Source organism: Diaphorobacter sp. C33, from assembly GCF_030503915.1.
Taxonomy (GTDB): domain Bacteria; phylum Pseudomonadota; class Gammaproteobacteria; order Burkholderiales; family Burkholderiaceae_C; genus Diaphorobacter; species Diaphorobacter nitroreducens.
In genome coordinates, this window is the sequence record NZ_CP129980.1 from 280,502 (window position 1) to 292,485 (window position 11,984).

At 67.4% G+C, this 11,984-nt stretch carries 7 protein-coding genes; 4 read left to right on the forward strand and 3 right to left on the reverse strand.

Going from position 1 to position 11,984, the window contains the following annotated elements:
• Nucleotides 1-18: 18 nt before the first annotated feature.
• Nucleotides 19-645 (reverse strand): TRAP transporter small permease subunit, encoded by a 627-nt coding sequence (locus QY917_RS01395; RefSeq protein ID WP_047349613.1) that lies wholly within the window; start codon nt 643-645, stop codon nt 19-21.
• A 326-nt stretch (nt 646-971) separates the two neighbouring features.
• Nucleotides 972-2,843 (reverse strand): gamma-glutamyltransferase, encoded by a 1,872-nt coding sequence (ggt, locus tag QY917_RS01400; RefSeq protein ID WP_123675148.1) that lies wholly within the window; start codon nt 2,841-2,843, stop codon nt 972-974.
• Between the two features lie 292 nt (nt 2,844-3,135).
• Here ggt and QY917_RS01405 point away from each other — a divergent pair, with 292 nt between their 5' ends.
• Nucleotides 3,136-7,971: a response regulator gene (locus tag QY917_RS01405; RefSeq protein WP_123675256.1), complete on the forward strand. Its 4,836-nt coding sequence runs from the start codon at nt 3,136-3,138 to the stop codon at nt 7,969-7,971.
• Between the two features lie 35 nt (nt 7,972-8,006).
• Nucleotides 8,007-9,140: a two-component system response regulator gene (locus QY917_RS01410; RefSeq protein ID WP_123675149.1), complete on the forward strand. Its 1,134-nt coding sequence runs from the start codon at nt 8,007-8,009 to the stop codon at nt 9,138-9,140.
• 82 nt (nt 9,141-9,222) lie between these two features.
• On the opposite strand, the gene QY917_RS01415 is transcribed toward QY917_RS01410, so the two are convergent.
• The gene (locus QY917_RS01415; RefSeq protein WP_015912691.1) at nt 9,223-10,191 is read right to left on the reverse strand and encodes an inositol monophosphatase family protein; all 969 of its coding nucleotides are present in this window, start codon (nt 10,189-10,191) and stop codon (nt 9,223-9,225) included.
• 170 nt (nt 10,192-10,361) lie between these two features.
• Here QY917_RS01415 and QY917_RS01420 point away from each other — a divergent pair, with 170 nt between their 5' ends.
• Together QY917_RS01420 and cysE are read left to right on the forward strand one after the other, a co-directional pair.
• On the forward strand, nt 10,362-11,156 hold the full coding sequence (locus QY917_RS01420) for an RNA methyltransferase (RefSeq protein WP_123675150.1): 795 nt from the start codon (nt 10,362-10,364) through the stop codon (nt 11,154-11,156).
• Nucleotides 11,157-11,189: 33 nt separating this feature from the next.
• Entirely contained in the window at nt 11,190-11,981 is a 792-nt protein-coding gene (cysE, locus tag QY917_RS01425) for a serine O-acetyltransferase (RefSeq protein ID WP_047349618.1), read from the forward strand.
• The last annotated feature ends 3 nt before the right edge of the window (nt 11,982-11,984 follow it).

Genomic DNA, 11,984 nt, shown 5'->3' on the forward strand with positions numbered 1-11,984 from the left:
ATGCTTTCCTGGGGCAGATCAGCGTTGCGCGGCGGGAGCGGCGGACAGGGCCTGCTCCTGCTTTCTCTCAGCTTCGGCGCGCAGCGCCTCGGCCAGTTCTTCTTCAGCGCTCTTGTCGCTGAGCTTGCCCATGGGATCGGGCCCCTGGCCACGCAGGAAAGCGATGCGCTTGATGAGTTCGGACCAGCCCTGCAGCATCAGCAGCGTGATACCGACGGGAATCGCCACCCATACGGGCCAGCGGATCAGGCCGCCAGGATTGCCGGACACTTCACCCGACTGGTACATCTGGATCACGACCGGCATGCTCAGGTACAGGATGGTGATGCACAGCGGGGTGAGAAAGAGCGCAAAGCCCACGATGTCGATCCACACCTGCACCTTCTTGGGCAAGCGGCTGTTGACCACGTCGATGCGCACGTGCTCGCGGTTGAGCAGCGTCCAGCCGGCGGCGATCAGGAAAGACCATGCGAACAGGTACCACTGCACTTCCAGAAAGGCGTTGGAACTCGTGTCGAACGCCTTGCGCACGATGGCGTTGGCGGCACTGATGAAAGTGGATGCGAAGATGAGCCAGATTGAATACTTGCCCACGAACGCGTTGAGCCTGTCGATGGCCCGCGACAGTGAAAGTAAAGCCTGCATGGTGTCTCCAAGAAGATGGCTGGGTGCGCGTGTCTGTCCGCACGCGGGGTGGGGCATGGGCCAGATCGATTTGCAGAACGCTGACGCTGCCGTCGGTAGGCAGGGCACGGTCGGCGGCGCCGCGCACACGTTCTTACAAAGGTGACATTCTACGAAGTCACGCAGCCTCGCCAGGTAAAGGGTTTAGCCTGCCCCCGCAGGGGGAGGAGCGTTGCGCTGCTATGAAAATGGGAGAAACCGGCGCACGCAATAGCGCAGGCGGTCCACGCGCTGCCGCACGAAGGGCGACGCATCGCCCGTGCGTCGCCAGGGGGGGATCGGGGCTTTCAGTCGCCCATGACCACGCCTTCGCGCCGCGGGTCCGCTCCGCCCAGCCACATGGGTTTGCCATGCACTTCGCTGCGCGTAATGGCCTGCAGGCCGCTGGTCATGTTCATCTCGCGCACTTCCGCGCCGCGTGCGCGCAGGTTGTCGATCGTGGTGGAGGTGAAGCGCTTTTCCTCCAGCAGGGTGGGGCCGTTGAGGTTGCCGAAGTTGGGCAGATTGATCGCCTGCTGCGGCGTCAGGCCCCAGTTGAAGATCCCGTAGATCGTCTTGGCGGTGTAGTGGATGATGAGCGCGCCGCCCGGGCTGCCTCCGCTCATCAGCAGACGCCCGGACGCCTTGTCAAACACCAGTGTGGGCGCCATGGACGAGCGGGGACGCTTGCCCGGCTCGACGCGGTTGGCGATGGGGCGGCCCTGGGCGTCGCTCGGCGCAAAGCTGAAGTCGGTCAGTTCGTTGTTGAGTAGGAAGCCCCCGCTGCGCGCGCTGCTGGTGCTGACCATCTGGCGGGAGCCGAACTGGTCTTCGATGGTGGTGGTCATGGCGACGGCATTGCCCCGGGCATCGACGACGCTGATGTGGCTGGTGCCGTACTCTGGCTGGTCGGGCATGGGCGCCATGCTGGTCTGCGCCCCGCCGGGGGTTCCGGGCTGGGCCACCTTCATGCTCTGCGGCTGGATGAGGCGTGCGCGGCTGGCGAGGTAGGTAGGGTCCAGCAGGCTCATCCAGCTGCCGGCAGGGGGGCGCACGAAATCGGGGTCGGCCACGTATTGCGCGCGGTCGGCGAAGGCCAGGCGGGCGGCTTCGTTGTACAGATAGAGCCAGTCGGCCGTGGGCAGCGGGCCCAGCGGGTCGGCGGAACCTTGGGGGCCCTCCTGCAACGGCATGGTCGTGGCATCGGTGTTCTTCAGGATGCCCAGGATCTGCGCCACGGCAATGGCGCCGGAACTGGGCGGCGGAAAGCCGCAGACGCGATAGGCTTTAGCGCCAATCTGATAGTCGGAGCACAGGGCCTCCCGTTTCTTGGGCTGGTAGCCTGCCAAGTCGGCCAGGCTGAGCCCGCCGGGATTGCCTGCGTGGCCCTGAACCTTGGCCACGATGGCCTGGGCCACTTCCCCTTCCAGCAGCGCCTTGGAGCCGTTCCTGGCAATGGCACGCAGCACGCTCGCCAGCTCAGGATTCTTGAGCGTGTGCCCCACGGGCCAGGGTTGGCCAGCGGCATCGAAGAAATAGGCGCGCGCCACCGGGTCCTGCGCGAGGAACTTCTCATTGGCCAGCAAGGTGTGCAGGCGCGCACTGACCTTGAAGCCCTGTTCCGCCAACTGGATGGCGGGCTCGAACAGTGTGGCCCAGGCAAGCTTGCCGTGTTCCTTGTGGGCCTGCTCCAGCATGCGCACCGTACCCGGCACGCCGACCGAGCGCCCGCCCACCACAGCCTCATGGAAGGCCATGGGCTTGCCATTGGCGCCAATGAACAGGTTCTCCGTGGCGGCCGCGGGGGCGGTCTCGCGCCCGTCGTAGGCCTCGACCTTGCTGCCAGCCGCGTGCAGCAGGAACGCGCCGCCGCCGATGCCACTGGACTGCGGTTCCACGAGGGTAAGCACCATCTGTACCGCGATGGCCGCATCCAGCGCCGAGCCGCCTGCCTTCAGCACCTGGTAGCCGGCGTCGGTCGCCAGCGGATTGGCGGCTGCCACCGCGAAGCGCTCGGTAGCCCAGCCGGGCTTCTCCGTGTAGCCGGAAGAGCCCTCGGGCTGTTGCGGCACCTGGTAGTGGAATGCGGCGGGGGGGCTGGAACAGGCCGCCAGCGTCACCACCGCGAGGGCAGCGACGACAGAGGCGGTCATACGTTGGGCGCGCAGGTACGGTCGCATGGGGTCTCCTTGGTGGTGGCGTGATCCGGGCCATCGTACTGGGCAGGAAGGCCACACGCTCCCGCTGTTACATGCTGGTACGCTGCTGTTGGCAGGTGGTGGATAAGTGTCATGCGGGATGGCGAAAATGGTTACGTTTTGACATACTCCGCGCACCCACTGGATCACGGCGCACCACGCGTCTGTGACGCATCTTGCACCGACCCCCGAAACACGGGGCTGATGGAGGTTTCCTTGAAAAGCTCCCCCGACGTGTGGCTGGTCGCTCGGCCCCTTGGCAGGCATGACGGCCATGCCTGAGCGCAAGGAACGGCTGGCTGTTCTGCGCGATTCGCTGCGCGACCCACAGGGCCGGTGGTTGCGGGGCGCCGTATGGGTGCTCGTGCTGGCGGCGCTGGGTGCCTGGCTGGCAGTGGAAGCGATCGCGTTGGTGCGCTCGGAACAGCGCCAACACGAACGCAATCAGCTGCTGGAAGGCATGGAGCAGACGCTGCTGGGCGAGAGCAGCAACGGCCCGCTGCTGGGGATGGTTACCTTGCTTGGCTTGAGCGAGCCGTCGCTCAAGGCTGCCGCGCAGGGCTTTCTGCCCTACGATGCGCCGCCGGTGCTGGCGCGCCTGGGCGTCATCCGCGGCCGCTTCATGGTGGATGGTGCCTACGTGATCGCGCGCGACGGCACGGTGGTAGCGCATGACACCGCCGGTAACCGCACGACCGGTGCGCAGCTGGGACATCGGCCCTATTTTCAGCAGGCCTTGCAGGGCAATGCGTCCGTATATGCCGCCCTGGGCGGCACGTCGCAGGAGCGCGGCCTCTATTACGCAGCGCCGCTGTATGAGAGCGATACCCCGTCCAGTCCCATCATCGGTGTGGTTACCGTCAAGGTGGGGTTCTCCCATTTCGACCGCCTGCTCACGCGGGTGGGGCATCCCGTGCTGCTGATGTCGCCGCAGGGCGTGGTGTTCTCTTCCACCCGTCCGGAGTGGCTCTACGCGATGACCGCGCCCCTGACGCAGGAACGCATCGACGCGGTGCGCAGCACGCGCCAGTTTGGCAGCCGTTTCGACAACGGGCTGGTGTCGGCCCTGCCGTTTTCCATCGACTCCCGCGAAGCGCTGATCGACGGCGTGCGCTATGCCGTGGGCCGCCGCGCCGTGGACTGGGAGGACCCTGCGGGCCCCTGGCAGCTGGTGTTGCTGGACGACATGAGTGCCATCATGCCCATGGGGTTGCGCTGGATGGTGGGAGGGGGCGCGTTCGCGCTCTTCGCGCTCGTGGGCGCCATGGCGCTGGACGCGCTGCGCAACCGGCGCCGCCTGGCGGAGAGCATGCAGCGCTTTTCCGTGCTGGGCGCGGCACTGGAGAACAGCCCCATTTCCATCGTCATCACCGATGCGGAAGGGGTGATCGCGTGGGTCAATCCCCAGTACGAACGCAACACCGGCTACACGCTGGGTGAAGTGCGCGGGCGCAAGCCGTCGATAGCCGCCAGCGAACACACGCCCGCCGGTACTTACCGGGACATGTGGAGCCGGTTGCTGGCCGGCCATTCCTGGCGCGGACGCTTCGTGAACCGGCGCCGGGACGGCACCCTGTACCACGAGGAAGCCACGCTGTCGCCGGTGTTCGACGCCAAGGGCCGGCGCATCGCGATCGTGGGGCTGCTGCAGGACGTGACCGCACGCATCGAGGGCGCGCAAGAGCTGGAGCGGCGTGAGCGCCGCCTGAGCGAACTGCTGGAACAACAGACAGCGCTTTTTGACAACGCGCCGCCCATCGTGCTCGTCTGCGACGGGCAGATACGGCAGTTCAACCGCGCCCTGGCGGAACTGCTGCGCTCCTCGGACGATGCCCTGGCGGGAACCCCGGTACAGGAGCTGTTCGCAGGCGAGGCCGGCTACGGCGCCTTCACCGCACGGACCGTTCCCATGCTTCTGGCCGGTGGCTCGGTGCGCGAGCAGGCCGTGCTGCGGCGTCCGGACGGCACGTCGTTCACGGCGCGCATGGCGGGCCGCGGGCTGAAGATGGAGGGCGTGCAGATCGCATCGCTGTGGGTGATCGAGGACGTGACCGAGGCGCAGCGCGCCGAGGCTGCCACGCGCGAAGCCAACGCGCGGCTGGAGCTGGCGCAGGAGGCGGGGCACATCGGCGTGTTCGACTACAACCTGCTGACGCAGCGCATGGTGTGGTCGCCCCAACTGGAGCAGCTGTATGGCGCGGCGTCGCTGCCGGCGCAAAAGGACGGGCATGCCGCAGAGAGACCGTTCCAGGCGTGGGTGGATGTGATCCATCCCGAAGACCGTGCGCGCGTGCAAGGCCTGCTGGCGCAGGCACAGGCCGGCCAGGGCGGCGGCCGTCTGCGCGATTCCTGGCGCATCGTGCGCGCCGATGGCAGTACGCGCTGGATCCTGTGTACCGCGCGCGTGGTGCGCGACGAAGCAGGACAGGCCGCGCGCATCATCGGCGTGCAGGTGGATGTGCATGACCAGAAGATGTTGGAGGCGCGCGTGGCCGAGCAGCTCGCCTTCCAGCAGGCGCTGATCGATGCCATTCCGGTACCGCTCTTCTACAAAGACGGGCAGGGGCGCTACCTGGGTTTCAACCGGGCCTATGTCCAGGCCTTCGACATCCATACGGAAGACTTCATCGGCAAGACGGTGCTGGACCTGGAGTTCCTGCCCATGCTGGAGCGCGAACGCCTGCACGCGGATACCGAGGCCGCGCTGCGGGGCGCGCAGTCCGTGCACCGCGAGATGGCCATGCCGTATGCCGATGGACTGGTGCACCACACGATGTTCTGGCTGCATGGGTTCAACCGCCCGGACGGCTCGGCGGGCGGAGTCATCGGCACCTTCGTGGACGTCTCCGACCGCCAGCGCGCCGAAGTGGAACTGCGCCGCGCCAAGGAACTGGCCGAGGAGACGGCGGCGCTCAAGTCGCGTTTCCTGGCCAACATGAGCCATGAGATCCGCACGCCGCTCAACGCGATCATCGGCATGTCGCACCTGGCCCTGAAGTCGGGGATGGATGCGCGCCAAAGCGGCTACGTGGTGCGCATGCAGCAGGCGGGCCAGCATCTGCTGGGCGTGATCAACGACATCCTGGACTTCTCCAAGATCGAGGCCGGCAAGCTCGCGGTGGAGCGCAGCCCCTTCGCGCTGGACCGTATGCTGGAAGGCGTGGCCGACGTGGTGGGCTTCAAGGCGGCGGCCAAGGGGCTGGAGCTGGTGCTGGACGTGGCCCCCGACGTGCCGCAGCACTTGGTGGGCGACGCGTTGCGCCTGGGGCAGATCCTCATCAACTTTGCCAATAACGCCGTTAAGTTCACCGAGCAAGGAGAAATCCATCTGCTGGTGCGGCTGGAGCGCGACGAAGGCGCGCGCGTGCTGCTGCGATTCGAGGTGCGCGACACCGGTATCGGCATCGCGCCGCAGCAGATGCAGCGCCTGTTCCAGAGCTTCGAGCAGGCCGATACCTCCACCACCCGCCGCTACGGCGGCACAGGCCTGGGCCTGGCGATCAGCAAGAGCCTGGCCGAACTCATGGGCGGCGAAGTGGGCGTGCGCAGCGAACCAGGGCAGGGCTCGGCCTTCTGGATCATCGTGCCGCTGGTACGGGGCGAGCCGCTGCCCCGCGCGCTGCTGCGCAGCGATTGGCGCGGCTGCCGGGTGCTGGTGGTGGACGACAACCACACCGCCGCCCAGGTGCTGGTGGACATGCTGCAGACCATGGGCCTCCAGGCCACGCAGGTGCACTCGGGCGTGCAGGCGCTGCAGGCACTGCGCGACGCGGTGGCCGAGCAGCGCCCCTACGGCCTGCTGCTGCTGGATTGGCACATGCCGGGGATGGACGGGATCGAGTTGGCGCGCCGCATTCGCGGGCTGGGCCTTGCGCATATCCCGCAGATGCTGATGGTTACGGCGCACGGGCGCGACGAGGTGATGGACGCCGCGCGCAGCGAGGGGATCGACAACGTGCTCGTCAAGCCGGTGAGCGCGTCGGTGCTGTTCGACACGCTCATGCAGCCGCTGGCCCAGGCGTGGGACGTGCATCCGCTGCCGCGGTCTGCGTCCGGCGCCGCACCCGCCGTGCTGCGCGGTGCGGTGGTGCTGCTGGTGGAAGACAACGAGCTCAACCAGATCGTGGCGCAGGAGCTGCTGCGCGATGCCGGCATGCAGGTGGATGTGGCGTCCAACGGCCAGGAGGCCATCGCATGCATCGACCGGCGCCGGTACGACGTGGTGCTCATGGACATGCAGATGCCCGTGATGGATGGCGAAACGGCCACGCGGCAACTGCGCGCCGACCCACGCCACGCCGGCCTGCCGATCATCGCCATGACTGCCAATGCAATGCAGGCCGACCGGGAGCGCTGCTTTGCCGCGGGCATGAACGACCACGTGCCCAAGCCCATCGACCCCGACGTGCTGTGGGCCACGCTGGTGCGCTGGCTGTCGCCGCGCCCCGAGGCGGCATCGCACGCGCCCGCACCCCCGGCGAACGCGCCGCTGTCATCTGCATTCGCGCCTGCCCTGCCACAGGGCGTGCCGGGCCTGGATACCGCGCTGGGCCTGAAGCGGGCTTCGGGTAAGCCGGGGCTGTACGCCGAACTGTTGCAGCGCTTCGCGCTGAGCCAGAGTGACGTCGTCCAGAACCTGCAGGCGGCCATACAGGCGGAGGACTGGGCACTGGCCGAGCGCACCGCGCACACGCTGCGCTCGGTGGCCGCCAACCTCGGTGCGCAGCCGGTGTCGCGGCATGCGCAGGCACTGGAGCAGGCGCTGCGCTCTCAGGCGCCGGCAGAAACGCTCCAGCCCCTGCTGGCGGCCCTGGCAGGGCATATGGCGCCTTTGCTGCAGGCGTTGGGTGCCTGGGCCCGGCAGGCTCCGGGCGCGGACGCTCGCGAGGCCACCGTGCCGCCGCAGACGCCCGCCCAGCTGCTGCGCGGGCTGCGTACGCTGCTGCGCGCGGACGACCCGGCCGCAGGCGACTACCTCCAGCGCAACGCGGCTGGGCTGGCCGCCTGGCTGGGTGCGGACTTCGATGCGCTGGAGCGCAGCGTGCGCAGCTTCGCCTATGACGACGCGCTGCGGCGGCTGGAGGCATGCCCCGCGGCCCCGGCGGAATGACGCCCCATCCCACCAACTCTTTGGCAGGACTTCCCATGGATCAGCAACGCTACGTGAACGCCGCCCCGGACCGCCTGGTCGACAAGCCCATCGCCACCGTGCTGGTAGTGGACGACACGCCCGACAACCTGACGCTCATGGCCGGACTGCTGCAGGGGCATTACCGCGTCAAGGTGGCGGCCAGCGGTGAGAAGGCCCTGGTAATCGCGCAGTCCGACGCTCCGCCCGACCTGCTGCTGCTGGACATCATGATGCCCGGCATCGACGGCTACGAGGTCTGCCGGCGCCTCAAGGCCAACGAGGCCACGCGTCACATTCCGGTGATCTTTCTCACCGCGCGCTCCGATCCCGACGACGAGCGCGAAGGCCTGGCGCTGGGGGCGGTGGACTACATCACCAAGCCCATCAGCCCCTCCATCCTGTTGGCGCGCGTGGCCACGCACCTGGCGCTTAAGGCCACGGCCGACTTCCTGCGCGACAAGAGCGCCTACCTGGAGCGCGAGGTGGCGATGCGTACGCTAGAGGTGCAGGCGATCCAAGACGTGACCATCATGGCGATGACTTCTCTGGCCGAGACGCGCGACAACGAAACCGGCAACCACATCCGCCGCACGCAGCTGTACGTCAAGACCCTGGCTGAGCGTCTGCGCCACCACCCGCGCTTCGAGGCGGCCTTGAACGACCGCATGATCGATCTGCTGTACAAGTCGGCGCCGCTGCACGACATCGGCAAGATCGGCATCCCCGACAGCATCCTGCTCAAGCCGGGCAAGCTCACGGTGGAGGAGTTCGAGATCATGAAGACCCACACCACGCTGGGGCGCAAGGCCATCGAGGATGCCGAGCAGCGCCTGGGCATGCGCGTGGCCTTCCTCAGCGTGTCCAAGGAGATCGCGTACAGCCACCAGGAGAAGTGGGACGGATCGGGCTACCCCGAAGGCCTCAAGGGCGACGCCATTCCCGTGTCTGCGCGCCTGATGGCCGTGGCCGACGTGTATGACGCACTCATCAGCAAGCGCGTGTACAAGCCGGCGTTCTCCCACGAACAGGCCTGCACCATCATCCTCAAGGGGCGGGGCACGCACTTCGACCCGGACATGGTGGATGCGTTCGTGGAACTGGCCGACGACTTCCGCGGCATCGCACAGCGCTACCCCGATCCCCATTGAAGTGCTGCAGCAGTTCAAATAAAAATAGCTGCCATGGCGCTTGCAGCAAGCGCGGGCAGCTATTGTTTTATGAGTGTGAGGATTACGGCGCTGCCGTGGGCCGGGTCTGGGTGTCCTCCGCGGCGCTGTCCGGTGCGGTGGGCGTGGCGTCGTCTGGCGACTGCGCGGCCGCCTCGTCGTCGGCCACGCCAGCGACTTCCGTGACCTCGGCGGCCTGGCGCACTGCGGCCTTGTCGCCCGCGCTGGCGAACTTGCTGTATTTGCCCAGCAGAGTCACCAGCTGGCCATAGATGCGTGGCGCGCCGGCCAGGCATTCGCGCTGCTCCATGTAGTCGGCCTCGCCCGTGAAGTTGCCCACCAAACCGCCGGCCTCGGTCACCAGCAGACCGCCCGCGGCCACGTCCCAGATCGACAGGCCGCTCTCGAAGAAGCCGTCCGTGTAGCCGGCGGCCACATAGGCCAGGTCCAGCGCGGCAGCGCCGGGGCGGCGCAGGCCGGCGGTGCGGGGCATCACCTCGGCCATCATGTTCAGGTATTGCTTGAAGTTGTCGCCGGGGCGGAAAGGGAAGCCCGTGGAGATCAGGCATTCGCCCAGGCGCGTGCGCTTGCTCACGCGGATGCGGCGCTCGTTCAGGAAGGCGCCGCGCCCGCGCGTGGCGGTGAAAAGGTCGTTGCGCGAGGGGTCGTACACCACGGCCTGCTCGACCTTGCCGCGCACGGCCAGGGCGATGCTCACGCAGTACACGGGAAAGCCGTGGATGAAATTGGTGGTGCCGTCCAGCGGGTCGATGATCCAGACGTACTCGGAATGCTTGGAGCCGTGCTCCGAACCCGATTCCTCGGCCAGGATGCCGTGGCCGGGGTAGGCGGTGAGCAGCGTCTCGATGATGGCCTGCTCGGCGGCATGGTCCACCTCGGTCACGAAGTCGTTGATCTGCTTTTGCGAAATACGCACGGCCTCCACGTCAAGGGCCGCGCGGTTGATGATGGCGCCGGCGGCGCGAGCGGCCTTGATGGCCACGTTGAGCATGGGGTGCAGATTGGACGACATTGGATTGTGACGAAGGAGCGGGGCGGCTGGTGGCCGCGGGGCGCGCAGCCGGCGATGCGGGCGCAAAACGGGCATTTTACCCATCACCCTCCGGGCTTGCACGCGCGGGCCCTCGGGCGCTTTCCAGCAGCGGCGACAATGGCAGGCTTGCTCCCGAGTCACTTCGCGCCATGAGAACCCGCTTCATCCTGATCCAGACCAGCCACGCCGGCAACGTGGGCGCCACGGCCCGCGCCATGAAGACCATGGGTTTCGATGACCTGGTGCTGGTCGCACCGCGCTGGCCCAACGTGCTGCGCAAGGAGGAGACCATCCAGCGGGCCAGCGGCGCGCTGGACGTGCTGGCCCATGCCCGCATCGTCGCCACGCTGGACGAGGCGCTGGAGGGCGTGAGCCACCTGTGTGCCACGGCGATGACGCCGCGCGACTTCGGCCCGCCCACGCGCACGCCGCGCCAGCATTTCGAGATGCTATTGAATAATGAGCTGTCAGCGCTTGATGGCAAAGCGCCAGAGGCTGATTTGGCTAGAAACCCGTCGCCGGAAACTGGCGTGGCCTTCCTGTTCGGCTCCGAGCGTTTTGGCATGGCCAACGAGGATGTGTACCGCTGCCATGTGGCGCTGAGCATTCCCACCAATCCGCAGTTCGGCTCGCTCAACCTGGGCGCGGCGGTACAGGTCATCGCCTATGAATGGCGGCAGGCCCTCGCCACCCGTGGGGAGGGCTTTGCGGTGCAGGAGTCCGCCCCTCAGGGCGAGCGCGCGGACGCCGCGCAGGTGGCCGGCATGCTGGCGCACTGGGAGCAGGCGCTCACGGGCATCGGCTTTCTGGACCCGGCCGCGCCCAAGAAGCTCATGCCGCGCTTGAACCAGCTTTTCAACCGCGCGCAACTCACGCAGGAGGAAATCCACATCCTGCGCGGTGTCGCCAAATCCATGCTGCAGGCCACGCAGGCAAACCGCTAGACTGCCAAGCTTCTCGTTACACCATTGCCCTTCATGCTTGCCCGCCTGCGATCCGACGTCCAGTGCATCCTCGAACGCGACCCGGCTGCGCGCAGCACCTGGGAGGTCATTACCTGCTATCCCGGCCTGCACGCCATCTGGCTGCACCGGCCGGCGCACTGGTGCTGGACGAATGGCTTCAAGTGGCTGGGGCGCTTCATCTCGCACTTTGCGCGCTGGTTCACGGGCATCGAGATCCACCCGGGCGCCAAGATCGGCGAGCGGGTTTTCTTCGACCACGCCATGGGGGTGGTGGTGGGCGAGACCGCCGAGATCGGCGACGGCTGCACCATCTACCAGGGCGTGACGCTGGGCGGAACCTCGCTCTACAAGGGCACCAAGCGCCATCCAACGCTGGGCAAGAACGTGGTGGTGAGCGCGGGCGCCAAGGTGCTGGGCGGCTTCGAGGTGGGCGATGGGGCCAAGATCGGCAGCAACGCCGTGGTCATCAAGCCGGTGCCGGCGGGTGCCACGGCCGTGGGCATCCCCGCGCGCATCATTCCGTCCAAGGAAGGCCAGAGCGCCGACGTGACCGAGCCGCACAAGCCCGAGGAGGCCAAGTTCAGCGCCTACGGCGTGACCTCCCTGCAGGACGACCCGCTGACCCAGGCCATGCGCGGCTTGATCGATTCCGCCGCCACGCAGGAGCACCAGATCGCACTGCTGTGGCAGGCCATTGAAAAGCTCTCCAGGTCCACCCCGCAAAGCGGCGGCTGCGTACCCGACGAGGCCGTGCGCTGCGAGCAATTCCAGGCGGCCAAGCTCAACGACATCATTGGCAAGTAAACA